This is a genomic window from Metabacillus sp. RB-C-LZQ-3-1 (genome assembly GCF_058315175.1).
Genome location: NZ_JBZFLI010000007.1, coordinates 223,581 through 247,723 on the forward strand (window position 1 = coordinate 223,581; position 24,143 = coordinate 247,723).

The 24,143-nt window shown below is 38.8% G+C and carries 26 protein-coding genes; 24 read left to right on the forward strand and 2 right to left on the reverse strand.

Annotation, left to right across the window (positions count from 1 at the left end):
• Positions 1-35 precede the first annotated feature (35 nt).
• From AC4GZ8_RS13735 to AC4GZ8_RS13765, 7 genes are all read left to right on the forward strand, one after another.
• A complete protein-coding gene (locus AC4GZ8_RS13735) occupies positions 36-1,604 on the forward strand; it encodes a glycoside hydrolase family 32 protein (RefSeq protein ID WP_491082442.1) in 1,569 nt (522 codons plus the stop codon).
• 197 nt (positions 1,605-1,801) lie between these two features.
• Positions 1,802-1,978, forward strand: coding sequence for an amino acid transporter (locus AC4GZ8_RS13740; protein ID WP_491082443.1), 177 nt, complete (start codon positions 1,802-1,804; stop codon positions 1,976-1,978).
• 136 nt (positions 1,979-2,114) lie between these two features.
• On the forward strand, positions 2,115-2,441 hold the full coding sequence (locus tag AC4GZ8_RS13745) for a magnetosome magnetite crystal formation protein family (RefSeq protein WP_491082444.1): 327 nt from the start codon (positions 2,115-2,117) through the stop codon (positions 2,439-2,441).
• Positions 2,442-2,453: 12 nt separating this feature from the next.
• The gene (locus tag AC4GZ8_RS13750) at positions 2,454-3,533 is read left to right on the forward strand and encodes a DUF4097 family beta strand repeat-containing protein (RefSeq protein ID WP_491082445.1); all 1,080 of its coding nucleotides are present in this window, start codon (positions 2,454-2,456) and stop codon (positions 3,531-3,533) included.
• A gap of 18 nt (positions 3,534-3,551) precedes the next feature.
• The gene (locus AC4GZ8_RS13755; protein WP_491082446.1) at positions 3,552-3,749 is read left to right on the forward strand and encodes a PspC domain-containing protein; all 198 of its coding nucleotides are present in this window, start codon (positions 3,552-3,554) and stop codon (positions 3,747-3,749) included.
• A 1-nt stretch (position 3,750) separates the two neighbouring features.
• On the forward strand, positions 3,751-4,113 hold the full coding sequence (locus tag AC4GZ8_RS13760; RefSeq protein WP_491082447.1) for a phage holin family protein: 363 nt from the start codon (positions 3,751-3,753) through the stop codon (positions 4,111-4,113).
• Positions 4,114-4,465: 352 nt separating this feature from the next.
• Positions 4,466-5,977, forward strand: coding sequence for a metallophosphoesterase (locus AC4GZ8_RS13765; protein WP_491082448.1), 1,512 nt, complete (start codon positions 4,466-4,468; stop codon positions 5,975-5,977).
• Positions 5,978-6,076: 99 nt separating this feature from the next.
• Here AC4GZ8_RS13765 and AC4GZ8_RS13770 read toward each other — a convergent pair whose 3' ends face one another.
• Positions 6,077-6,751: an N-acetylmuramoyl-L-alanine amidase gene (locus AC4GZ8_RS13770; protein ID WP_491082449.1), complete on the reverse strand. Its 675-nt coding sequence runs from the start codon at positions 6,749-6,751 to the stop codon at positions 6,077-6,079.
• Between the two features lie 440 nt (positions 6,752-7,191).
• On the opposite strand from AC4GZ8_RS13770, the gene hprK reads away from it, so the two are divergent.
• From hprK to hisIE, 13 genes are all read left to right on the forward strand, one after another.
• Entirely contained in the window at positions 7,192-8,127 is a 936-nt protein-coding gene (hprK, locus tag AC4GZ8_RS13775; RefSeq protein ID WP_491082450.1) for an HPr(Ser) kinase/phosphatase, read from the forward strand.
• 181 nt (positions 8,128-8,308) lie between these two features.
• Positions 8,309-9,127, forward strand: coding sequence for a prolipoprotein diacylglyceryl transferase (gene lgt, locus AC4GZ8_RS13780; protein WP_491082451.1), 819 nt, complete (start codon positions 8,309-8,311; stop codon positions 9,125-9,127).
• A gap of 192 nt (positions 9,128-9,319) precedes the next feature.
• Positions 9,320-10,267: a nucleoside recognition domain-containing protein gene (locus tag AC4GZ8_RS13785; protein ID WP_491082452.1), complete on the forward strand. Its 948-nt coding sequence runs from the start codon at positions 9,320-9,322 to the stop codon at positions 10,265-10,267.
• Complete coding sequence (gene ppaX, locus AC4GZ8_RS13790; protein WP_491082453.1) at positions 10,257-10,898, forward strand: pyrophosphatase PpaX; 642 nt, start codon at positions 10,257-10,259, stop codon at positions 10,896-10,898. The genes AC4GZ8_RS13785 and ppaX overlap by 11 nt, the downstream gene beginning before the upstream one ends.
• Before the next feature lies 1 nt (position 10,899).
• Positions 10,900-11,421 carry an acyltransferase gene (locus tag AC4GZ8_RS13795; RefSeq protein WP_491082454.1) on the forward strand — a complete coding sequence of 174 codons (522 nt, stop codon included), beginning with the start codon at positions 10,900-10,902 and terminating at the stop codon, positions 11,419-11,421.
• A 414-nt stretch (positions 11,422-11,835) separates the two neighbouring features.
• On the forward strand, positions 11,836-13,002 hold the full coding sequence (locus tag AC4GZ8_RS13800; protein WP_491082456.1) for an ATP phosphoribosyltransferase regulatory subunit: 1,167 nt from the start codon (positions 11,836-11,838) through the stop codon (positions 13,000-13,002).
• Position 13,003: 1 nt separating this feature from the next.
• Complete coding sequence (hisG, locus tag AC4GZ8_RS13805; RefSeq protein ID WP_491082457.1) at positions 13,004-13,633, forward strand: ATP phosphoribosyltransferase; 630 nt, start codon at positions 13,004-13,006, stop codon at positions 13,631-13,633.
• A gap of 3 nt (positions 13,634-13,636) precedes the next feature.
• The gene (hisD, locus tag AC4GZ8_RS13810) at positions 13,637-14,905 is read left to right on the forward strand and encodes a histidinol dehydrogenase (RefSeq protein ID WP_491082458.1); all 1,269 of its coding nucleotides are present in this window, start codon (positions 13,637-13,639) and stop codon (positions 14,903-14,905) included.
• Between the two features lie 14 nt (positions 14,906-14,919).
• Positions 14,920-15,510, forward strand: a complete 591-nt coding sequence (gene hisB / locus AC4GZ8_RS13815; RefSeq protein ID WP_491082459.1) for an imidazoleglycerol-phosphate dehydratase HisB — start codon at positions 14,920-14,922, stop codon at positions 15,508-15,510.
• Positions 15,507-16,142: an imidazole glycerol phosphate synthase subunit HisH gene (gene hisH, locus AC4GZ8_RS13820; RefSeq protein ID WP_491082516.1), complete on the forward strand. Its 636-nt coding sequence runs from the start codon at positions 15,507-15,509 to the stop codon at positions 16,140-16,142. Before hisB ends, hisH begins: the two co-directional genes overlap by 4 nt.
• Positions 16,139-16,876 (forward strand): 1-(5-phosphoribosyl)-5-[(5-phosphoribosylamino)methylideneamino]imidazole-4-carboxamide isomerase, encoded by a 738-nt coding sequence (gene hisA, locus AC4GZ8_RS13825; RefSeq protein WP_491082460.1) that lies wholly within the window; start codon positions 16,139-16,141, stop codon positions 16,874-16,876. The genes hisH and hisA overlap by 4 nt, the downstream gene beginning before the upstream one ends.
• On the forward strand, positions 16,873-17,631 hold the full coding sequence (gene hisF / locus AC4GZ8_RS13830; protein WP_491082461.1) for an imidazole glycerol phosphate synthase subunit HisF: 759 nt from the start codon (positions 16,873-16,875) through the stop codon (positions 17,629-17,631). The genes hisA and hisF overlap by 4 nt, the downstream gene beginning before the upstream one ends.
• Positions 17,628-18,254 carry a bifunctional phosphoribosyl-AMP cyclohydrolase/phosphoribosyl-ATP diphosphatase HisIE gene (hisIE, locus tag AC4GZ8_RS13835; protein WP_491082463.1) on the forward strand — a complete coding sequence of 209 codons (627 nt, stop codon included), beginning with the start codon at positions 17,628-17,630 and terminating at the stop codon, positions 18,252-18,254. The genes hisF and hisIE overlap by 4 nt, the downstream gene beginning before the upstream one ends.
• 51 nt (positions 18,255-18,305) lie before the next feature.
• Here hisIE and AC4GZ8_RS13840 read toward each other — a convergent pair whose 3' ends face one another.
• Positions 18,306-19,325, reverse strand: a complete 1,020-nt coding sequence (locus AC4GZ8_RS13840; protein ID WP_491082464.1) for a DUF3231 family protein — start codon at positions 19,323-19,325, stop codon at positions 18,306-18,308.
• A 188-nt stretch (positions 19,326-19,513) separates the two neighbouring features.
• On the opposite strand from AC4GZ8_RS13840, the gene AC4GZ8_RS13845 reads away from it, so the two are divergent.
• From AC4GZ8_RS13845 to rapZ, 4 genes are all read left to right on the forward strand, one after another.
• Positions 19,514-20,962 carry a tetratricopeptide repeat protein gene (locus AC4GZ8_RS13845; RefSeq protein WP_491082466.1) on the forward strand — a complete coding sequence of 483 codons (1,449 nt, stop codon included), beginning with the start codon at positions 19,514-19,516 and terminating at the stop codon, positions 20,960-20,962.
• Between the two features lie 291 nt (positions 20,963-21,253).
• Positions 21,254-22,204, forward strand: coding sequence for a thioredoxin-disulfide reductase (gene trxB / locus AC4GZ8_RS13850; protein WP_491082467.1), 951 nt, complete (start codon positions 21,254-21,256; stop codon positions 22,202-22,204).
• A 432-nt stretch (positions 22,205-22,636) separates the two neighbouring features.
• Positions 22,637-23,104, forward strand: a complete 468-nt coding sequence (locus AC4GZ8_RS13855; protein WP_491082468.1) for an 8-oxo-dGTP diphosphatase — start codon at positions 22,637-22,639, stop codon at positions 23,102-23,104.
• 136 nt (positions 23,105-23,240) lie between these two features.
• Positions 23,241-24,143 carry an RNase adapter RapZ gene (gene rapZ / locus AC4GZ8_RS13860; RefSeq protein ID WP_491082469.1) on the forward strand — a complete coding sequence of 301 codons (903 nt, stop codon included), beginning with the start codon at positions 23,241-23,243 and terminating at the stop codon, positions 24,141-24,143.

The window sequence follows — 24,143 nt, forward strand, 5'->3', positions numbered from 1 at the left end:
TTTCTTTTTATTATATAAATGTGGTGAATCAATACATGGAAAAGAATAAAAGTGTTTATAAAAAAATATGCTTAACGATCATCTGCTTTTTCATAATAGGTACAGCTATGTTTATTTTAATTCAATTAAAACCAACCAAGGAAATAACAGAGTCAAGAGAAGATCCCTCTTTTCGAGCTCATTATCATTTTACTGTACCTGATAAATGGAAAAATGATCCGCAAAGACCGATTTATTTTAATGGTAAATATCATTATTACTATCTATATAATCGAGATTATCCGCACGGAAATGGGACAGAATGGAGACATGCTACATCAGAAGATCTTATTCATTGGCATGATGAAGGGGTGGCAATTCCAAAATATACAACGAAAAATGGTGATCCATGGTCAGGCTCAGTTGTCATTGATTGGGAGAATACAGCTGGATTTGGAAAAGGTGCTTTTGTAGCGATTGTGACACAACCTTCATCAGAAGAAGGAAAACAGGAGCAATTTTTATGGTACAGCACCAACAAAGGACAGACATTCACTCCTTATGGAGATAAACCAATCATGAAAAATCCAGGGACTCATGATTTTCGAGATCCAAAGGTTATTTGGGATGAGCGAGACCATAAATGGAAAATGGTGATGGCTGAGGGAGCGAAAATAGGGTTTTATGAATCTCAAAACCTTAAGGACTGGGAATACACAAGTGGTTTTACAACAGAGGGGATTGGTGTTTTAGAGTGTCCTGATCTCTTTGTCATGCGTGCTAATGACGGAACAGTCAAATGGGTGCTCGGTGTAAGTGCCAATGGAATATCTACAAATCAACCGAATACGTTTGCCTATTGGATTGGACATTTCGATGGAAAAGCCTTTGTAGCTGATCAGCAGGAACCTAAGTGGTTGGATTACGGATTTGATTGGTATGGCGGGGTGACGTTCGAGGACGGGAAAAACAAGAACCAGCTGACAAAACGTTATGCATTTGCATGGATGAATAATTGGGCATATGTGCATAACACTCCAACATTAGAGGAGGATTTTAACGGGATGGATTCAATCATAAGACAAATCGAGTTAATTTATCAGGGCGATAATGATTATGCTCTTGCTTCCCGGCCGATTGATGCGCTAAATCGCTTAGCAGGAGATATTGAAACAATAGAGGAGATGAAAATCACTGGTACCGATACCCTGCCAGTAAAAGGTGAGGTGTATCAATTAGAAACAGACATCTCGTGGACAGAACTTAAAAATGTTGGTCTGCGGCTTCGGGAATCAGATGACAAGAAAAAACATGTTGATGTCGGAATTTTCTTTGATACAGAGAAGCCGTATGTTTATGTTAATCGTTCTAATACAGACCAGCCAGATCAAACACATCAATTTTTAGAAAGCACATCTTCTTTTAATGAAAATAACCAGCAAGTTCACCTAAAGATCCTGGTGGACAAAGCAAGCATAGAGGTATTCATAGATGATGGAAAAACGGTACACTCCCAGGTCATTTTCCCAGAATCCAAAGACCAAGGGATTACACTCTTTTCAGAAGGTGGTTCAGCTGTTTTTCGGAATCTTAAGGTTACACATATGAACCCATCTACCAATTAGCAGACTAAATTGTAGTGATTTGGTCTGTTTTTTTAATGATGATGTTGCGAATTTGAAGATTTTAGCTTATAAGGTCGAAAAATATGCTTTTGGAATTATATGTATTTACCCTATACTTAAATAAAAGGTTAGATGATGCTGATCGCTATCTAGTGGTTAAGTATAAATCATGTTCATAAGATGAAAGGAGGAATATAATGTCCGAAAGAAAACCTTTTAACGATGCATCAGAGCATATGAGTAATATTGAAGGATACCCATCTGACATAGACTTAAAAAAGCTGCCTAAGCCTCTAAGATATTTTGGCTATTTTTTTATCTCATTCTTTACCATAGCCATCTTATTCATCATAATAGCCAATTTAATGATGTAGGGAGTTTATATGACTTTTATGCAGCCTCTTTAGATTTCCTCCTATCTCCCAATATGTACATAAATATAAATTTCATCAATGAATACTGAAACCTCTTCCTCTTTCATACGTACTAAAGATAAGGAGAGTGAAGGAAATGGATAATACGAATAAATTCCTAGCTTCGTTAAATTATTTTAGTGTGTTATTTGCTCCATTTTTATTACCCATAATCATTTATTTTGTTGTAGATCATCAGGAAGTGAAGCAGCATGCCAAAAAAGCGATTGTATCACATATTATTCCGTTCTTGTCTATTATAGGTTTCATCATCATGTTTTTCTTTACAGTAGGTTCCAATCCATCAGAAAATACCGTTATTTTTAGTATGATTATAAGTTTTGTGCTAGTCGGCTTAATTAATATCATTGTGTTTATCTGGAACATTGTAAAAGGGATTAGAATTTTTACAAAGGAATCCTAAGGGGGAGTTTTGATGAAAGAGCAAAGAAAACGAATTTTACGATTAGTGGAAGAAGGAAAACTTTCAGCGGATGAAGCCTTGTCACTTATTGAAGCCTTAGAAAAAGAAGAAACAGTGAGAGAGGAAAAAATTACAGCGTTGTCCACAGAGGTGTTTGGAGAAAAATCCTCATATAGTCAGTACGAATCTGCAGAACATAAGCAATCAATAGGTAATAAATTAATGGATTGGGTAGATTCAGCCGTCAAAAAAGTAAAGGATATGGACTTGGATTTAAATTTTGGGAAATCAATTGGGCTTCAACATATTTTCCAGTTCCAAGACAGCTCAATTCAAGATATTGATATTCAGCTTTCTAATGGCAGTGTAAACCTTGAGCCATGGTCTGAAAACGATGTTCGAGTTGAATGTGATGTTAAGGTGTTTCGCGTAGAAAATACAGAGCAGGCAAGAGAAACCTTTTTAGCTGGCGTTGATTGCCAAATTGAAGGAAACCGATTTGTGTTTTTCACCGAGAAAAAAACAATGAAAGTAAATCTGATGATCAGAGTTCCAGAGCAATCATACGAACAAGTAAAAGTAAAATTGTTTAACGGACCAATTAGAGGGGAAAATTTAAAAGTAGAAACCATGAAAGTAAAGACAGTCAATGGTGTAATCTCTTTTTCGTCCCTTAATGGTGCAAAAGGAGAATTTGAAACAGCAAATGGGCAAATTAAATTATCAGATGCTCAGTTTGATAAGCTGGAAATGGAAACAATTAGCGGTCACATTCAATTTAATGGCTCAGCTGAAAAAGTAGATGCTCAGAGTTTTAATGGAAATGTGCAGCTAAAGCTAAACGATGACAGTTGTGAAACCTTATATGCAAAAACAGCTACCGGGAATATTGATATCTCAATTCCTGAAAAAAGTGCGGTCGTTGGAGAGCTAAAATCAAATCTAGGATCACTTGCAACACATCTTAAGGATGTAGAGGTTTCCTTCGAGAAAAATGAGACCATTCAAAAAGAACTTAAGTTCCGCACAGCTCAGCAAGCAAAAATGACTCTTTTCGCTGATTCAAAAACAGGGTCAATCGAGATTAAATAACTTAAGGAATGATGAAAATTGAAAAAACTAACTCGATCTCGTCAAAATAAAAAATTATCTGGAGTTTTAGGTGGTTTATCGGAATATTTAGGAATGGACGCATCTTTAGTACGAATCTTATTCGTTGTTGCCCTGCTTTTCACTGGATTCTTCCCATTGGGCATCATCTATGTGGTTTCCATATTCTTAATACCAGAAGAAACGGATATTTTATAAAATGAAAAGATGGATAGCGAGCATTCTCGTCAATGCTCTCATCTTAATTGTCGTGGCAGGATTTTTTGATTCGTTTTATTTAAGCGGCATTTGGGCAGCAATAGGTGCAAGCTTCATTTTGTCGATCCTTAATGTCCTTGTCAAACCATTCCTTATTCTATTAACCTTACCAGTGACTGTTTTAACTCTAGGTTTATTTCTTTTTGTCATCAATGCTGTAACACTTATGATCACAGAAGGGCTAATGGGTGATGCGTTTATGATTGATGGCTTTGGTACTGCACTACTCGCAGCTATTTTTATATCGATCCTGAATCTAATGATTCAAAAGGGGATCGTAGAACCGATGCAGAAGGATAAATAAAGTGAAACAACTAAAAGAGTTGAGGTCCATCTCACTCTTTTTTTTGTCCAAACGAATACATATTTTTTACTCCCCTGACTTCTTTTCTAGTAAAGGAAGAAATGAAACAATTTTATACTTAGTTTTTTGTTTCTAGCTCCAGCGCCTAGCCTTAGATCGCACAGGACGTGCAAGTGCAGTCATGGAGATTGACGTCGTGTATTTGACTGTCTCTAGGGTCTAGCCAATTTTGACTTGAAGGCAAAGAACACCTTCTATTCCAATTCGTCTTATTTGCCCTAGGCTGTTTAAGGCGCTTACGCTTTTCTTATAAAAAACAAAAACCTGCACATACTATAGTTGGGTGAGTAGCATGCATAAACAACAGCTTAAGAAACTATGGACGATTATGTGTTTAACCTTTCTATTACCTGCTATCGTACCGATGAGTGGCAACGACATTCCTTCTTTTAGTGTAGAAGCAAGTGCTCCACAAAATTATTTTCATGCTCATCAATACACCTCAACAGATAAAGGTGACATGATGGTGAGTGAAAATACTGCAAAAACAGAGCCTCCTCGCTCGTATTCTCCAATAGGAGAGCGTGAATTTTCCAAAGAAAAATATCTTTCTTTAAAAAGGATGAATACAGCTGAAAATGAATTACATTCAAATGTTGAATTCCCTTATCATCGTTTTGATGTGAAAGTGAACCGGGACGTAAAACCATCTGATAATATCACACTTTATTGGAAGGGAAAATCATTACCTGGAAGACAAGTTACCATGTATGGATGGAATGTTTTAAAAGGAAAATGGATGGAAATAGAAGGTGTGGTAGCTGGTGATTCCTTCATTGAGTTAAAAGGAACGGTAAAAGCAGAGGAATATGTTCAAAACCGAAAAGTGAGTGTGATTGTTCAAGACCAGCTTTCACAGAAATCAAAAAGCTATGATTATTCGTTTGTGTGGATGTCAGATACACAATATTATGCGCAAAACCATCCTTCGATTTTTAATTCAATTACCGAATGGATTGCCGAGAATAGAGATGTCATGAATATCAAATATGTTTTTCATACAGGAGATATTGTGAATAAGGGTAACGATGAACGTCAATGGAAGCGGGCAAGTGCTTATATGAACACCTTGGATGTGGCGCGTATTCCATACGGTGTATTGCCTGGCAACCATGATGAGGGACATGACTTTAACCGATATAAGACATACTTTGGAGAAAAGCGGTTTAAGAAAAAATCTTATTATGGTGAATCCTTTGATCAAAACAGAGGACATTATGATTTAATTTCAGCTAATGGAAAAGACTATGTCTTTGTTTATATGGGCTGGGGAATTGGAAAAAAGGAGATTGAGTGGCTCAATCAAGTACTTGAGCGATATTCTGATCGCACAGCCATTCTTTCATTCCATGAATATTTGAAAAAAAACGGTGATCGAAGCCATAAGGGGGAAGATGTTTTTAAAAAGGTCGTAAAACCAAATCAAAATGTTGTTGCTGTGCTTTGCGGCCATTATCATAGCAGTCAGCTTAATATTGATGAGCTTGATGATGACGGTGATGGGTCGATCGATCGGAAAGTCTATCAAATTCTTGCTGATTACCAAAAAGCTCCTGAAGGTGGAAGCGGCTTTCTCCGGTTGCTGCATGTGGATGAAGAAACAAACACAATTGATATGAGAACCTATTCTCCATACACGAATAAGTATTATTATTATAACCCTAAGAAACATCCTGAAAAAGAACAATTCACAATGGATATTAATGTGGAAAAAACAAAGAAAATGATTTCAACAACCTATTTTGAATTGAACATCTATAAGCAGCTGCCAGATCAGAAGGTAGCGGTGGATAAAAATCGATAAAGTGAAACTACCATCAGCATGAGGCTTACTGTCTGTTATGAGTGGGATAAATAAAAAAGGGGCAGTCCTTCAAGTGACTGTCCCTCAAATAGTTGAAACTTACTGTACGATTATCGACTCATATCCTTTTGATTTTAGTTCTTTTGCTAGAGCTGCAGCATTTTTTTTATTAGTGAATGCGCCGACTTGAACTTTGTAAAGAGGAGTGGGGTTTGTTATTTTGGGTAATTTATAATATCTCTCAATTCCTTTTACAATCGCTTTTGCACATGTCGTGCGGTAATGAGAGGCCCGAAGCAAGGCTGCCTCTGCTTTGTTTGTCATAAATCCGCACTCACATAGGATCGCTGTCATGGTTGTTGCTTTCAACACATGAAAATTTGCTGTTTTCACACCACGGTTTTTTCGTGACGTGTGTTGAATGAGCTCATCCTGTACCGTTTTGGCTAATTGGTAAGCAGCGCGAGGTTTTGTTGTATACACATAGGTTTCAATTCCCTCAGCACTTGTCCATTCCTTCCCGCTGCCATGGGCATTTGCGTGAATGGAAATAAATAAATCAGCTTTTTCACGATTTGCCTTTACGGTCCTCTCATTCAAAGGTACATCACGTTGGTCAGAATGTGTGAACAATACGGTGACTCCTTCATAATGCAGCAACAGCTTCTTCATTTCGTTGGCAACAGCACGATTAAACTCATACTCCTTCATTCCATCAACCGTGCGTTTACCAGGTGTTCCATACCCATGTCCTGCATCAATCACTATTTTCATCTCTTCTCCTCCTAATTAACAATTTCATCCTTTATATAGGAGTTTTAGAGAAAGGAGTAGCGAAGAATATATGAAGATGTTTTGATTAATTTTTATTTTGGAAAGTATGACACTAGTGCTAGAATAGAGACAGAAGTTTCAAAAAAGTAAAAGGCTCTTTTCTAAAAAAATTGTTGTTTCTAAATAGTTTTTGTAACAAAAAACCAATGTAGGTTGATTGGAACGAAAGGTGCGAGACTCCGCGGGAGCGGGACAGGTGAGACCCCACAGGAGCTTTGCGACGAGGATGCTCACCGCCCGCCTCGCGGAAAGCGAGCATCCTGGAGTGGAAATCAACCATCCCAAATACTTGATACAGCGCAACAAAGTTTGTGGAAACAGCCAAAACTAAAAGAAATTAAGGATCATTTGCTTTTCATGTACATAAAGGAGGATACATCATGCCAAAAGTTCGCACAAAAGATCTTGTTGATAAATTTAATTTTGAAATTGTAAGTGGGGAAGAAGGAATCAATCGTCCGATTACAACCAGTGATTTGTCACGTCCTGGAATTGAAATGGCCGGCTTTTTTACATACTATCCAAAAGAACGTGTTCAATTACTTGGAAAAACAGAGCTATCGTTTTTCCATCAGCTATCTCCACAAGAAAAGAAGCATCGCATGGACGAGCTTTGTACAGATATAACCCCTGCAATCATTGTGACAAGAGAAATGGAAACTCCTCACGAGCTAATTGAAGCATCTGAACGAGAAGGAGTTCCTGTATTACGCTCACCGATGAAAACAACTCGTTTATCGAGCCATTTAACGAATTTTCTAGAAGGAAAATTAGCTCCAACAACCGCTGTTCACGGTGTATTGGTTGATATTTATGGTGTCGGGGTTTTAATCATTGGAAAAAGCGGAGTCGGAAAAAGTGAAACAGCACTTGAGCTTGTAAAACGTGGACACCGTCTTGTTGCCGATGATTGTGTAGAAATTCGTCAGGAAGACACAGACACACTAATCGGTAGTGCACCAGAGTTAATTGAGCATTTATTAGAAATTAGAGGACTGGGAATCATCAATGTGATGACACTATTTGGTGCAGGTGCTGTTCGAAGCTTCAAGCGCATCACACTAGTTATTAATCTCGAACTATGGGATCAAAATAAACAATATGACCGTTTGGGCCTTGAAGAAGATAAAATGAGAATCATTGATACAGATATTACAAAGCTAACCGTTCCTGTTCGTCCTGGACGAAACTTATCGGTTATCATCGAAGTAGCTGCCATGAACCACCGTTTAAAAAGAATGGGTGTTAATGCAGCTGAGCAGTTTACAAACAAGCTGGCTGGTGTGATTGAAGAAGGAGATCATGAAGAGGAATAAGCTCTCATCAAATGAATGTATTTGACAGTGGAATTGGGAATATTCTGCTTCTTAAATGGAAGTATTAGGTAGATATCTATATATAAAACAAGTAAAATAAGTATGATTGTGTTTTTATACCATCTCCTGGGTGAAGAAATTAGAGAAAGCAACAATCATACGCAGATAGGGAGATGAAGAAATGGAAGAGAGTATCAAGCCTCTTGATCCGATTTTTCTGGAACTTGGGCCACTGCAAATTCACTGGTATGGAGTGATTATTGGTCTCGGTGCATTACTTGGGCTATACATCGCAGTGAAGGAAAGTGAAAGACGTGGATTACATAAAGACACGTTTGTGGACCTTGTGCTGTTTGCTATTCCAATTGCCATCATAGGGGCAAGAATTTATTATGTCATCTTTCAGTGGGATTATTATTCTCAAAATCCAGGTGACATTATTAAAATATGGAATGGCGGACTTGCGATTCACGGAGGATTAATCGCTGCATTTATTACAGGGGCTGTATTTGCCCGTATAAAAAAGATTTCTTTTTGGAAATTAGCCGATATTGCGGCACCAAGTATTATTTTAGGTCAAGCAATTGGTCGTTGGGGTAATTTTATGAACCAGGAAGCACATGGAGGACCTGTAACAAGAGAGTTTTTAGAAGGTCTGTTTTTACCTGATTTTATCGTGAATCAAATGTATATAAATGGTCAATATTATCACCCGACATTTTTATATGAATCATTATGGAGTCTTGTCGGGTTTATCGGTCTGATGTTGCTTCGCAGGGCAAACTTTAGACGTGGAGAGCTTTTCATAACCTATGTGATTTGGTATTCAATTGGCCGATTCTTTGTCGAAGGACTTAGAACAGACAGTTTAATGTTGACGGATACGTTGCGAATCGCACAGGTGATTTCAATTGTTCTCATCATTATTGCGGTAGGAGTCATGATTTACCGCCGAATGAAGGGATATTCTAATGAACGATATTTAGATGCTAGTCAATAAAGTGAAACTTCCATCAGTGTGGGGGCTTCATCCCCTACTGATGGTTGGTTGAACCCATCGGACCTTAACGGGCAGTTATCCCCTGCTTTTCTTCATTGTAAACTTAGAAGCTTGAAGGAGAGGACTTACTGCCCGTTAAGAATGGGATAAACCCTAGCCAATCAAATATGGACACCAAGGGAGAGGGTTATAGTGGTGAATAGCTTGAAAACAGGCCTGAAGGCTGGTCTGCAAACAACCTGGACATTAGGTAAAGTAATTTTTCCAATTACATTGATTGTCAGTTTGCTGCAATATACACCTGTTTTAGGATGGATTGTTCAGCTCATATCCCCATTGATGCGGATTTTTGGATTATCGGGCGAAGCAGCAATTCCACTTGTTATTGGAAATTTCCTTAATCTTTATGCTGGAATTGGAGCAATTTTCTCCCTTGAGTTAACAGTGAAGGAAGTTTTTATTTTAGCGCTAATGCTTTCGTTTTCACATAATTTACTTGTAGAATCAACTGTTGCTGCAAAAGTTGGATTAAAACTGTGGATTATTTTGCTCGTAAGGCTTGGATTAGCGTTTGTCTCTGCTATTGTGGTAAATCTGACATGGCAAGGTGGAGGCGAAACGGCTCAATATGGGTTTGTTAGCCAATCAAGTGACAATCCAAATGGATGGCTTGAAATTATCGGGCTAGCTTTACAAAAAGCAACACTAGGAATCATACAGCTAGCTTTAATTGTGATTCCTCTATTGGTTGTCATTCAATTACTTAAGGATTATGGATTATTAGACGTATTTACTCGCTGGATGGCACCAGTTACGAGAATGCTTGGAATGAAAGAAAATACATCGATGACTTTAGTTGCCGGATTAACAATCGGATTAGCATATGGTGCAGGTGTCATGATTCAGGCGGTAAAAGAAGATGGAGTAAGCTATAAAGATTTAACACTAGCTTTTATTTTTCTCGTATCTTGTCACGCCGTTGTAGAGGATACTTTAATTTTTATTCCATTAGGAATTCCTGTATGGCCTTTGCTAGTGACTCGTTTGTCTGTAGCGATTATCCTAACCATGACCATTGCAGCGATTTGGCGAAAACTTGAATCAACACCTAGAAGAAAGGAAGCGACGTATGAAAATTAACACACTATTATTCGACCTAGATGGAACATTAATCAATACAAATGAATTAATTATTGAATCCTTTCTCCACACACTACATTCGTATTATCCAAACGAATACAAAAGAGAAGATGTTCTGCCGTTTATAGGTCCGACTTTATATGATACGTTTAACAGCATCAATCCTGAAAAAACAGAAGAAATGGTAAAGGTGTATCGAAAGTTTAACCATGAGCAGCATGATGTGCTTGTAACAGAATATGAAACGGTTTTTGAAACAGTTCGAGCCCTTAAAGAGCATGGATTCAAGCTAGGCATTGTGACGACAAAAATCCGTGATACTGTAAATATGGGCCTAAGCCTTACAAAGCTTGATCAGTTCTTTGATGTTGTCGTCACACTTGATGATGTTGAGAACGCAAAGCCCCATCCAGAGCCTGTTTTAAAAGCATTGGCACAGCTGGACTCCAAGCCGGAGGAAGCGATCATGGTAGGAGATAATCATCATGATGTTGAAGCAGGGAAAAATGCTGGTACAAAAACAGCCGGTGTTGCTTGGAGTATCAAAGGTAGAGAGTATATTAGCAGTTACAACCCGGATTATTTACTTGAAAAAATGAGTGATTTACTTCCAATTGTTGGAGTGAAGTAATGTGAGGCGGACAACAAGATATCCTGTTTCAGGTGCCAATTCCCTTTGGCATGTGTATAAAACCGTACCATTTTGGAAGGTTGTTCGAAACTTTATCGTTATCCAGATTGCACGCTACACACCTTTTTTAGCCGTGAAAAACTGGTTGTACCGCACTTTTTTACATATGAAGATCGGTGATCAAACGTCGTTTGCGCTGATGGTCATGCTTGATGTGATGTTTCCTGAAAAAATATCGGTCGGAAAAAACACCGTAATCGGCTATAACGCAACGATTCTCGCCCATGAATATTTGATCAAAGAATACCGACTCGGTGATGTTCATATTGGGGACGAGGTCATGATCGGAGCAAACACAACGATTTTACCAGGTGTAACAATCGGTGACGGTGCTATCGTTTCAGCAGGAACCCTTGTCCACAAAGATGTCCCGCCTGGTGCATTTGTAGGTGGAAATCCGATGAACATCATTTATACAAAAGAAGAGCTGGCCAAAAGAGAAGAGGCTGCTAGTATTGACTAGTAGCTTTTTCTTTTAGATGTTTGTCATTTTTATTAAGGGGCTCTTTAGCAGAAACTATTTAGGTTGATTGAAGCGGAAGGTGCGAGACTCCTGAGGGAGTAGCGGGACAGGTGAGACCCCACAGGCGCAAAGCGGCGAGGATGCTCACCGCCCGCCCCGCGGAAAGCGAGCATCCTGAAGCTGCAATCAACCAACGACAATCATTCTTACATAGCATCAAGGTGTAAACTTATCTTAATTAAACGTTTGTTTAAACACTCAAAAGTCAGAATAATAAGTAAAATCAACAAATCTATCCTAAAAACTAGTAATTCCTTGAAATCCTTTCTTCACTTTGGTAATATATTAGCATATTAGCGAAGTAAAGGATTCTGAAAATTAACGAAGTATTCAATGACGGGGGTACAGACACACATGTTTATGTTTGAAAAACCGCTTGGAATGGTTGATACATTACCAAATTTATATGAAGTAAAAAAGAAAACCCGCAATAAAATGACAAACGAAATTGAAGGATGGGGCTTTGAATTTATCGAAACACCAACACTAGAATATTACGAAACAGTTGGTGTTCAATCAGCCATCTTAGATCAGCAGCTTTTTAAATTGCTAGATCAACAAGGCCATACACTCGTGCTTCGTCCAGATATGACAGCACCAATTGCACGTGTGGCAGCCTCAAAACTATTTAACAATCTATATCCGCAACGGCTTGCCTATTCAGCAAATGTATTCCGTGCTCAACAGCATGAAGGGGGGCGTCCAGCTGAATTTGAACAAGTTGGGGTGGAATTAATTGGTGATGGTACATCAAGTGCAGATGCCGAAGTGATTGCCTTGATGGTTTCAGTATTAAAGAAGGCAGGTCTGCCAAACTTTAAAATTGCGATCGGTCATATTGGTTATGCGAATGCCCTTTTCAAAGAAGTATTAGGAAACCAAGAACGTGCGGATGTATTAAGACGTTTCCTTTATGAGAAGAACTATGTGGGCTATCGTGAACATGTAAAAAGCTTACCTTTATCCTCTATTGATAAAGAGCGTTTATTTACATTACTAACCCTTCGCGGCGGTATCGAAAAAGTAAATGAAGCAAAAGAGCTTGTTACCACGCAGGAAGCCCTTGCCTCTTTAGAGGAAATTTCACAAATATGGAATGCACTTGAGGCTTATAAGGTAACAGATTATTTAAAGCTTGATTTAAATATCGTCAGCCATATGAGCTATTATACAGGCGTTTTATTCGAAGTTTATGCAGAACATGTTGGATTCCCAATTGGAAATGGCGGACGTTATGACCACTTATTTGAAAAGTTCAACCGTGCTGCACCAGCAACCGGATTTGGTCTGCATTTAGACCGTTTAATTGAAGCACTGAATGTTACAGAGGAAGCAACACTTCAATGTGTCATCTACAGCCAGGAGCGTCGCGCAGAAGCGATTTCCTATGCAACAGAGCTAAGACAATCAAATAAACGCGTTGTGATGCAGGATATTACGGGCATTAAAGATGTTGATGCCTATACAAAGAAATTTGAAGAAGTAAGTTATTTTATCGGTTCAAGAAAGGAGGAGCTGTAACATGAATCAACAGCTAACAATTGCGATGCCAAAAGGGAGAATTTTTGAAGAAGCAGCAGACATGCTTCGCAAAGCAGGCTATCAGCTTCCTCCTGAATTCGATGAATCTAGAAAACTAATTTTAGATGTTCCAAACGAAAACATTCGCTTTATTTTAGCGAAGCCAATGGATGTAGTTACATATGTTGAACATGGTGTAGCGGATGTTGGAATTGCTGGAAAAGACGTGATGCTTGAAGAAGATCGTGATGTATATGAGGTCCTTGATCTGAAAATCAGTGAATGCTACCTGGCAGTGGCTGGTCTTCCTGATGCGAAAATATCAAATGTCGCTCCAAAAGTGGCAACAAAGTATCCAAAGGTTGCCTCAAGCTACTTCCGCGAGCAGGGTGAGCAGGTGGAAATCATTAAATTAAATGGATCGATTGAGCTTGCACCGTTAATTGGGCTAGCAGAGCGTATCGTTGATATCGTATCAACAGGACGAACATTAAAGGAAAACGGACTAGTCGAGCTTGAGCATATTTGCCACATTACATCCCGACTAATCGTTAATCCGGTAAGTTACCGGATGAAGGACGAGCCAATCGATGAATTAGTTGAGCGTCTATCAAAAGTAATTGGGGGCTAATCGATGAAAATTACTCAAATTACAGATAAAAAAGTTAGTTTAAGAAGAACAATTGATACCGGAACAGAAGAACAACGAAAAATCGTTCAATCGATCATTACAGCTGTTCGTGAAGACGGTGATGCTGCGTTATTTTCCTATACAGAAAAATTTGATCGTGTCTCACTTGATTCCTTAAAAGTAACGGAAGCTGAATATATAGCAGCATATAAAGCGTTAGATCAAGAACTAGTAGACATCATCCGTGAAGCTGCAGGTAACATTCGCTCATTCCATGAAAAACAAAAGAGAGAATCTTGGTTTAGCTATAATGAAGAAGGAACAATGCTTGGACAAAAAATGACTGCACTTGACGCAGTTGGTGTGTATGTACCAGGTGGGACTGCAGCATATCCATCTTCTGTGTTAATGAATGTCATTCCTGCGCAAGTAGCAGGTGTTAAGCGAATTGTACTTGTCTCACCGCCAAATCAAGAAGGGACACTTCCAGCAGGTGTACTAGTTGCTGCTAAAGAGCTTGGCATTAAAGAGATTTATAAGGTTGGAGGAGCCCAAGCAATTGCAGCGTTAGCATATGGAACCGAGACAATTGCAGCTGTTGATAAAATCATGGGTCCGGGAAACATCTTTGTTGCCCTAGCAAAACGAGAAGTGTTTGGGAACGTTGATATCGATATGATCGCAGGGCCTAGTGAAATTGTTGTGTTAAGTGATGAAACAGCAAAAGCGAACGAAATTGCGGCAGATCTATTATCACAAGCTGAACATGATAAACAGGCATCAAGCATCCTTGTGACAACATCAATGGAGCAAGCAGAAGAAGTAAAGGCTGAAGTTGAACGGCAGGTTGATACATTACCAAGAAAAGAGATTGCGAAGGCTTCAATTGAAGCGTACGGACACATATACGTAGCAGAAGATCTTGAAACAGCAATTGCGGTTGTAAACGAGCTTGCACCTGAGCATCTTGAAGTACTAACAGAAAACCCATTGGCCAGCCTAAACGAGATTCGCCATGCGGGAGCAATTTTCCTAGGTCGTTATAGCTCAGAGCCCGTTGGTGATTATTTTGCAGGACCAAACCATGTCTTACCGACAAATGGAACAGCTCGTTTTTCAAGTCCCCTTAATGTAGATGATTTTATGAAAAAATCAAGCATCATCCAATATAGTGAGCAAGCGTTCTATAACAATTATGCAAAGGTGGCAAAGCTTGCAAGATTAGAAGGCTTGGAAGCACATGCTCGTGCAATGGAAGAAAGGCTTAAATAGGAGGAAAAACCAAAATGACAAGAATAGCTTCAATTAAACGCGATACAAAGGAAACACAAATTTCTTTGTCCTTTTCAATTGATGGGACAGGTCAATCTTCTTTAAAAACAGATGTACCATTTATGGATCATATGCTTGACTTGTTTACAAAGCACGGGCAATTTGATTTGTCTGTTGATGCAAATGGTGATGTTGAGATTGATGATCACCATACAACAGAGGATATCGGAATTTGCTTGGGACAGGCTCTTCGTGAAGCATTAGGTGATAAAAGAGGGATTAAGCGCTACGGAAGTGCATTCGTTCCTATGGATGAGGCATTGGCTCAAGTTGTTGTCGATTTAAGTAACCGACCGCACCTGGAGTTCAGAGGAGAGCTTCCAAGCACAAAAGTCGGAACTTTTGATACTGAAAACGTGCATGAATTTCTTTGGAAGTTTGCATTAGAAGCTCGAATGAATTTACATGTCATTGTCCACTATGGCCGGAACACACACCATATTATTGAAGCCATTTTCAAAGCATTAGCAAGAGCGCTTGATGAAGCAACAATGGTTGATCCACGTATGGAAGGAAAGCTTCCTTCAACGAAAGGGATGTTATAAGCATGATCGCAATTATTGATTATGGAATGGGAAATCTTTATAGCGTCAGCAAAGCGTTAGAACGGATGAATGCTGATTATATTTTAACAAGTGATCAAGACAAGCTTGCAAAAGCAGATGGCTATATTTTACCTGGGGTTGGCTCATTTAATGATGCGATGTCCATTTTAAATGAAACAGGATTAACACAGTTTATTCAAAAGGTCGTTTCAGAGGGAAAACCACTACTAGGTATTTGTCTTGGGATGCAGTTATTATTTGATGAAAGTATCGAAAATGGGGAAGCAAAAGGTCTTTCTCTTTTACCGGGCAGAGTTATTCGCATTCCTGAGTCTGCAAACGGTGAATCGTTCAAGGTGCCGCATATGGGCTGGAACAACTTGACGATCAAAAACGAAAGTCCTTTGTTAGCAGGATTATACAGCGGTTACGCTTATTTTGTCCACTCTTATTATGTTGACGCTGCAGATGAAGACACGCTGCTGGCGACAGCAAGCTATAGTGTTGACGTTCCTGCCGTTGTGGGACGTGGAAATGTGTATGGAACACAATTTCACCCGGAAAAAAGCAGTGAATTAGGTCTAGCCATTTTAGAAAATTATATCAACCTTGTGGAGGGAGAAAAACGATGAGCCAATTTATCATTTATCCGGCAATTGATATGCGCGGAGGCAAATGTGTTCGATTGCTTCAAGGAGACTATAACAAGGAAACTGTCTATGGTGATTCTCCTTTCGATATGGCAAAACAATTTGATGATCAAGGTGCCAGCTGGATTCACATGGTCGATTTAGACGGTGCGAAGGAAGGAAAACTTGTGAATCATCAGCATGTTATCGATGCGGCTGCAAAACTATCAGCGAACATCCAAATTGGCGGCGGAATCCGTACAGAGGAAGATGTTGAGTATTATCTATCAAATGGCGTAGACCGTGTTATTTTAGGAAGTGCTGCCATCTCAAATCCTGATTTCGTAAAAAAAATGCTCGCTGCATACGGTGAAAAAATCGCGATTGGAATTGATGCAAAGGACGGCTATGTATCCACAGAAGGCTGGTTAAATACATCGAATGTCAAAGCAACTGATTTAGGTAAAGAGCTTGCAAATGCTGGTGCGGAGGTTTTTATTTTCACAGACATCGCAACAGATGGCATGCTGTCAGGTCCAAATGTTGAAGCAGTAGTGGAAATGGCGAAAGCGACTGGGAAACAAGTCATTGCTTCTGGCGGAGTTAGCTCTCTAAAAGACTTGGAAACTCTTTCTGAATACAAACAAGCTGGTGTAGCTGGTGCAATCGTTGGAAAAGCCTTATATACAAATCAATTTAGTTTAACAGATGCATTAAAGGTAGGCGCAACATCATGATTACAAAACGTATTATTCCTTGTCTTGATGTAAAAGAAGGCCGTGTTGTGAAAGGCATTCAATTTTTAGGGCTCCGTGATGCCGGAGATCCGGTTGAGCTTGCAAAGTTTTATGACAAAGAAGGGGCAGATGAGCTCGTCTTCTTAGATATCTCAGCCTCTCATGAAGGACGCAAAACGATGGTGGATGTTGTGGAACAGGTTGCAGCACAGCTTGCGATTCCATTTACGGTTGGCGGCGGTATTAATTCATTAGAGGATATGAAACGCATCCTGCGTGCAGGTGCTGACAAGGTTTCTCTTAACACTGCTGCTTTATTGAATCCGGATTTAATTACAGAAGGAGCCGGGTTTTTCGGTTCTCAATGTATTGTCGTAGCAATCGATGCAAAATACGATGAAGAGCTTGGAAGCTGGAGAGTCTTCACCCATGGCGGCAGAAATGCGACAAAGTGGGAAGTTGTTGAGTGGGCGAAGGAAGCCGTGAAGCGTGGGGCTGGTGAAATTCTGCTTACAAGCATGGACAGTGATGGTGAAAAAAGCGGCTTTAATCTCGCGTTAAATAAGGCAGTGAGTGAAGCGGTATCGGTCCCTGTGATTGCCTCTGGCGGCGCAGGAAATGCTGAACACTTTTTACATGCCTTTCAAGAAGGAAAAGCTGATGCAGCACTAGCGGCATCAATTTTCCACTACAAAGAAACATCTGTGAAGGAAGTTAAAGCATACTTAGATCAACAGGGGGTGAATGTACGATGATAGAATCAATTAAATTTGACCAAAACGGCTTAGTGCCTGCCATCGTGCAAGATGCAGCTAGTAAGGAAGTATTAACGCTGGCTTACATGAATGAAGAATCGTTGAAAAAAACCATCGAAACAAAGGAAACTTGGTTTTACAGCCGTTCCCGCCAAGAGCTATGGCATAAAGGTGCAACAAGCGGAAACACACAAAAGGTTGTGGAAATGAGATACGATTGCGACCAAGATGCCATTTTAGTCCTTGTACAACCAGCAGGGCCAGCATGCCATACAGGTGCCTATACTTGCTTTAGCGAAACAATCACAAAGCAAGAGAGTCAGGTTTCAGAAGATCGTTTCCAGATTCTAAATACATTAGAAGCCTTAATTGCACAACGTGAAAGTGAGCTTCCAGAAGGTTCTTATACAACGTACCTGTTTACCGAGGGGGTTGACAAGATTTTGAAAAAAGTCGGTGAAGAAGCTGGGGAAGTGATTATTGCTGCTAAAAACCGTGACCATGGAGAGTTAAAATGGGAAGTGGCAGATCTGCTATTCCACTTAATGGTGCTATTACGTGAGCAGAAGCTTCCGCTAGATGATGTACTGAACGTACTTGAAGAGCGACATATAAAAAAATAAAGGGCAAGGGCTGTCTCCAGCAAGTGTGGTAGGGGACAGTCCTTTTTTCATTTAATGTTGTTTTGATAAATAGTTTCTGTCCATTGCTTGCGGCGGGCGTTCAAACCAGTTGTTTTTAATCATGATATTGACCGAGTCTTCAGAATAAAATCCGATGTCTTTTATCATTTTTAAGTATTTTGCTGATAAATCATGTCTCATAGATAACGCCAAGGAGCCCCCGATATTTCCTAGTCCAATTCCATTTAAGGCGGTAATGTGAAAAAGCATTAATTTATCCGAAAATGGTGCAACAGTTGAATCCGTAACCTCTGTATCCCATGTCATTGGAGAGGGTAATGAACTTTCCTCTAAGAGTCTGCGGAGAACCTCCATAATAGAACCGGCAATTTCGATTCCTTTTATAAAATGGTTTCTTATTTCCTTGGCTTTGGCTGTTTGAGAGAAACTAATAAGTAATGATTTCCCTAAAGCATTGTTCATATAATTCATTGAAATATGGGCTATTTCTGCGGCTGTTAATGTTCGTCTTTCTCCAAACCAGCCGCGGAGGAATCCCTGTTGTTCCACCATGCTAGCTTCTGCAGTTTTTCCCAGATAAGGTGGGCGAATAAACAATCCTTTCGAAAGCTCAATTTCTTTTGCCATTTCCTCTATCTTTGCAGCTTCTGTTAAATAATGAAAATATAGGTCGCGAAGATCTTTTCTTGCAGACATTGAAAAAGCCATGCCATGAGCAGCAATTGCAGCTTTACCTAATTGACGAATAAAGTAAAGCATAAAGGAATCAGAATATAGTCTAGGCGCATTAATATTTACATCTTGATCAGAAAAACCGATAGGAAGAGGGAACTTTTCTTTAAGGAAAATCTCAGTTAATGTTCCAATATGCTCTTTACATTTTACTAAGGCTACGTCAATGAGCCCTTTTATTTCAACATCTTCGACGATATGGGTAAAGTATGTTAACACTGGTTTGCTAGCACTTTCTGTCATATACGTAGCCCAGATTGCACCTATTTCAGAAGATGTTAGTTCAATATGATGTGGTGATAACCCTTTTTCATTCATTCAAAAATCCTCCTGATATTGTACTACACATATTCTTCACTTATTTTTAAGTGAATATTTGCTATTTACAAATTTGGAAGTATTTTTCCAAATGAAGAGTACACATGTCTTTTTATTTACCTACTACTTTGGAAACACAACTTGTGGTATACTTACGTACGGTGAAATGAATGAAATGGAGGATTTCAGTGGGAAAACAATTGAGCAAACAACAAAAAAACGCACAGGTTGTCCCGTTTCTCCAAGATGGACAATATTATTATAATAAAGGTCTTAAGGCATACCGAGAGCAAAACTATCAAAAAGCAAGTAAATATTTACAAAAGGCTGTTGAGCTAGACCCGAAGGATTCCATCAAGCTCTCCCAGCTCGCAACGATTTATACTGATATGGGAAAATACAGTCAATCAAATGAATTGCTTTCATATATACTTGAAGAACTTGATAAAGATATGACGGAATGTCACTACTTTATGGCAAACAATTACGCACATCTTGGATTATTTCAGGAAGCATACAAATGCGCAACAGAGTATTCAAGAATAGATCCGTTTGGAGAGTTTATTGAGGAAAATGAGGATTTGATTGATCTTTTAACAATGGAAGATGACGAAGAAGAACCATTTTTAAAAGATCCTGATGATTTAATTTTAAAACAGGATGCGGCTAAATCTCTTCTAGAATCAAGTAATTTTGAAGAGGCAATCACATTACTTGAAGAAATTGTTGAAGAATACCCGGAGTTTTGGTCAGCACACAACAATCTTTCCTTGGCTTATTTTTATGTAGGAGAAGTGGATAAAGCAAAGCAATACTTGCAAACAGTTCTAGAACGAAATCCCGGCAATCTTCATGCATACTGTAATCTTTTAGTTTTTTATTATTATGAACGCCAGGATGACAAAGTAGAAGAAATTGCAAAAGTATTATCAAATGTACATCCGCTTTTATTCGAACACCGCTATAAGCTGGGGGCAACTTTTGCTTTAGTAGGACATTACCCAATTGCTTATAAATGGCTGCGATCTCTTTATAAACAGGGCTTTGAGGGAGATGAAGTCTTTTATTACTGGTTATCGTATGCTGCCTACTTTACAGGAAATGTCGCATTTGCTGAACAAATGTGGGAGCGGGTACTAAAGGAAAACAAAGCTAAAGAAGGCTCAGAGCCGTGGAATGCGTCAGGAGATGCGAATCATCGTGTAAGTAGTATGACACTTGAAGAGCGTTTATATGCAATCTTTCTTGCCATTCAAACAAATAATTTAAATGAGATTTCCCAGTATCAAGCATCAACTGTACCGCAGTCTCAGCTTGAAAAGGAATTCATTAAATTTGCCTTATCAAAGGATTATCACAAATTTGATAAAGTGTCCTCACTTCATCAAATAGCAGAATCCTTATTTGCTCATTCAGAGCAAGATGAATTATTTTTATTTTCTTTCCGTGTGCTTATGAAGGCCTACAAAGAAAACATAGCTTTACAAAATCACCAAGGCTGGGCTGCTGCGTTAGAATATGTTTGGAGAAACGAAGCAAATCAACCTGTAAGCCAAACAAATATCGCTTCCCAATACGGAGTATCTGTATCATCTGTAGGGAAATATGCAAAACTTGTTAAGAACATGCTACTCTAAAACTCGCCAAACGGCGGGTTTTTTTAGTGGGTCAGAGGGACAGGTCCCTTGTCCCACTATGATAAATATACAAACTGGATTTAAACTTTTATTTTCGTTTGGACAAATTTCCCCGGAAATCGACCAAATTCCGCAACACCTTTCTTCCCTTTTGAGCAAAAAAATGGCATCATTATCTTATATTTAATACGATGTTTATAGCACAAAAATGTTGAAGATAAATTGAAGGGTATTTGTCTTCTCGAAAAAGCAGATAATCAGAGTATAGGTTTATTTAAGGAGTGAATAAACGTGTCAGAAGAAAAAATTTATGACGTTATTATAGCAGGAGCAGGTCCAGCTGGTATGACAGCAGCTGTATATACTTCACGTGCTAACTTGTCAACACTTATGATTGAACGCGGTGTACCGGGCGGTCAAATGGCTAACACAGAAGAAGTAGAAAACTATCCTGGATTTGATCACATTTTAGGGCCTGAATTATCAACAAAAATGTTTGACCATGCGAAAAAATTCGGTGCAGAATATGCATATGGCGATATTCAGGAAATCGTTGATGGTGAAGAATATAAAATTGTCAAAGCTGGAAAAAAAGAATATAAAACAAGAGCTGTGATCATTACAACTGGTGCAGAATATAAGAAAATCGGTGTACCTGGTGAAAAAGAATTAGGTGGACGCGGAGTTTCTTATTGCGCTGTTTGTGACGGAGCATTCTTTAAAGGAAAAGAATTAGTGGTTGTAGGTGGAGGAGACTCTGCAGTAGAAGAGGGGGTATACTTAACACGCTTTGCTTCAAAAGTAACCATTGTTCACCGTCGTGATGAATTAAGAGCTCAAAAAATTCTCCAACAACGTGCGTTTGATAACGAAAAAATCGACTTTATCTGGAACCACACTGTAAAAGAAATTCATGAGCAAGACGGTAAAGTTGGGAACGTAACTTTAGTGAATACACAAAATGGAGAAGAACAAGAATTTAAAACTGATGGTGTGTTCATTTACATCGGAATGGTGCCATTATCAAAACCATTTGCAAACCTTGGAATCACAAACGAAAATGGCTATATTGAGACAAATGAGCGCATGGAAACAAAAGTCCCGGGAATTTTTGCTGCCGGTGACATTCGTGAAAAAATGCTTCGCCAAATTGTTACAGCAACAGGTGATGGAAGTATAGCGGCACAAAGTGCTCAACATTATGTAGAAGAATTAGCTGAAAAATTAAAGGCTGTGAAATAAACAGGACATGATTGTAAAAGGTTGTCGAAGGCTGATTAACAATTTCGTAATTGTGTTTTAACTATCTTGTAACATGAGTGAAACAATTATGAGGTACTATATAAGTAGTAATTGACCCCCTTTTATAAATAGACTTATTTTCGAGCATGGGCGCCCTTTCCCATGCTCCCTTTTTTTGTCCATCCGGTGTTTTTATTTTCTCTGCAAAAAAATGAAACAGTTTTTCAAGATAAACGTATATACATATTAGTAGACCTCTTCTTAAACTCTCTCTCGTAGGTAATAAAAAATAACCAAAGATTTAACCACTTGTGAAAAAAGGTATTTTGTTGAAGATTACCAATCCTGTTCGTTGTGAAGATAATTTGAAATATAGTATAATGAAAGAAAAAGTACGTTGCTAGCTAGAATAATGTTATGTGAAAAATAGAGGTGAAGAATTTGCAAAGAGTAACCAATTGCGTCTTAATGGAAGGAAATAAAGTTCTACTCCTGCAAAAACCTAGAAGAGGCTGGTGGGTAGCTCCTGGTGGGAAAATGGAACTGGGAGAATCCGTGAAGGATACGGTCACACGAGAATTCCGTGAAGAAACAGGCATATATATTAAAAACCCACAGCTAAAAGGGATCTTTACCTTCATTATAAAAGATGGAACAGATATTGTTTCTGAATGGATGATGTTTACCTTCTTAGCAACAGATTATCAAGGAACAAATGTATTGGAATCTGAAGAAGGATCGATAAAATGGCATGATAAAGATGTTATTCAGGAGTTGCCAATGGCACCGGGAGATCATCACATTTTAGAATATGTTATTAAAGGAACAGGAATGCTTTATGGTACCTTTACATACACACCTGATTATGAGCTGCTTTCCTACCGTCTAGATCCTCAATAAGACGATAAAAGTCAGATGTGCGGCACATTTTCTCACAAACGTACATGAACGTTAGATAAAACATGGTAACGTGACAATAGAGGCTATAGCTGAAGAGTGAAAATAATACGAGGGAAGAAAGAGGGGAGGATATGAAATGACCATTGAACAAAATGAACAACAGTCACCGCAGGAAGTGCAAATGGTAATTATTACAGGCATGTCTGGGGCTGGTAAAACAGTTGCCATTCAAAGCTTTGAGGACTTAGGGTATTTCTGTGTAGATAACTTGCCGCCAACTTTGTTACCTAAATTTTTAGAGCTAATGAAAGAGTCAGGTTCGAAAATGAATAAAGTGGCGCTTGTGATGGACCTTCGAGGACGAGAGTTTTTTGATAGTTTGTTTGAAGCGCTTGATGATTTAGCCGAGAATGCATGGTTAACACCACATATCTTATTTTTGGATGCAAAAGATTCAACACTTGTAACAAGGTACAAGGAAACAAGACGTTCCCACCCATTAGCATCAAAAGGGCTTCCTTTAGAAGGAATTGGACTTGAAAGAGAGCTTCTTGAAGAGTTAAAAGGCAGAGCGCAGCTCATCTATGATACATCAGATCTAAAACCAAGAGAGCTAAGAGAAAAAATTCTTAAACAGTTCTCTTCAAGTGTAGAGCATACATTTACTGTTAATGTTACATCTTTTGGTTTTAAATACGGAATACCTATTGATGCAGATCTTGTCTTTGATGTACGCTTTTTACCTAACCCACATTATATTGACCATATGAGACCAAAAACCGGTTTGCAGGAAGAGGTTTCTTCATATGTACTGAAGTGGAATGAAACTCAGAAGTTTTTAGAGAAGCTGCAGGATCTGCTTACCTTTATGCTGCCTTACTATAAGCGTGAGGGAAAAAGCCAACTTGTTATTGCGATTGGATGTACAGGAGGACAACATCGCTCAGTAACATTAGCTGAATACATTGCCAATTTCTATAAAAACGATTACCATACTCAAGTTTCGCATCGAGACATTGAGAAAAGAAAGCATCACTAA

Excerpts from the sequence above, each read along its gene's own strand:
- AC4GZ8_RS13735 (WP_491082442.1), top strand. The coding sequence starts at position 36 with ATGGAAAAGAATAAAAGTGTTTATAAAAAAATATGCTTAACGATCATC.
- AC4GZ8_RS13740 (WP_491082443.1), top strand. The coding sequence starts at position 1,802 with ATGTCCGAAAGAAAACCTTTTAACGATGCATCAGAGCATATGAGTAAT.
- AC4GZ8_RS13745 (WP_491082444.1), top strand. The coding sequence starts at position 2,115 with ATGGATAATACGAATAAATTCCTAGCTTCGTTAAATTATTTTAGTGTG.
- AC4GZ8_RS13750 (WP_491082445.1), top strand. The coding sequence starts at position 2,454 with ATGAAAGAGCAAAGAAAACGAATTTTACGATTAGTGGAAGAAGGAAAA.
- AC4GZ8_RS13760 (WP_491082447.1), top strand. The coding sequence starts at position 3,751 with ATGAAAAGATGGATAGCGAGCATTCTCGTCAATGCTCTCATCTTAATT.
- AC4GZ8_RS13765 (WP_491082448.1), top strand. The coding sequence starts at position 4,466 with ATGCATAAACAACAGCTTAAGAAACTATGGACGATTATGTGTTTAACC.
- AC4GZ8_RS13770 (WP_491082449.1), bottom strand. The coding sequence starts at position 6,751 with ATGAAAATAGTGATTGATGCAGGACATGGGTATGGAACACCTGGTAAA.
- hprK (WP_491082450.1), top strand. The coding sequence starts at position 7,192 with ATGCCAAAAGTTCGCACAAAAGATCTTGTTGATAAATTTAATTTTGAA.
- lgt (WP_491082451.1), top strand. The coding sequence starts at position 8,309 with ATGGAAGAGAGTATCAAGCCTCTTGATCCGATTTTTCTGGAACTTGGG.
- ppaX (WP_491082453.1), top strand. The coding sequence starts at position 10,257 with ATGAAAATTAACACACTATTATTCGACCTAGATGGAACATTAATCAAT.
- AC4GZ8_RS13800 (WP_491082456.1), top strand. The coding sequence starts at position 11,836 with ATGTTTATGTTTGAAAAACCGCTTGGAATGGTTGATACATTACCAAAT.
- hisG (WP_491082457.1), top strand. The coding sequence starts at position 13,004 with ATGAATCAACAGCTAACAATTGCGATGCCAAAAGGGAGAATTTTTGAA.
- hisD (WP_491082458.1), top strand. The coding sequence starts at position 13,637 with ATGAAAATTACTCAAATTACAGATAAAAAAGTTAGTTTAAGAAGAACA.
- hisB (WP_491082459.1), top strand. The coding sequence starts at position 14,920 with ATGACAAGAATAGCTTCAATTAAACGCGATACAAAGGAAACACAAATT.
- hisA (WP_491082460.1), top strand. The coding sequence starts at position 16,139 with ATGAGCCAATTTATCATTTATCCGGCAATTGATATGCGCGGAGGCAAA.
- hisF (WP_491082461.1), top strand. The coding sequence starts at position 16,873 with ATGATTACAAAACGTATTATTCCTTGTCTTGATGTAAAAGAAGGCCGT.
- hisIE (WP_491082463.1), top strand. The coding sequence starts at position 17,628 with ATGATAGAATCAATTAAATTTGACCAAAACGGCTTAGTGCCTGCCATC.
- AC4GZ8_RS13840 (WP_491082464.1), bottom strand. The coding sequence starts at position 19,325 with ATGAATGAAAAAGGGTTATCACCACATCATATTGAACTAACATCTTCT.
- rapZ (WP_491082469.1), top strand. The coding sequence starts at position 23,241 with ATGACCATTGAACAAAATGAACAACAGTCACCGCAGGAAGTGCAAATG.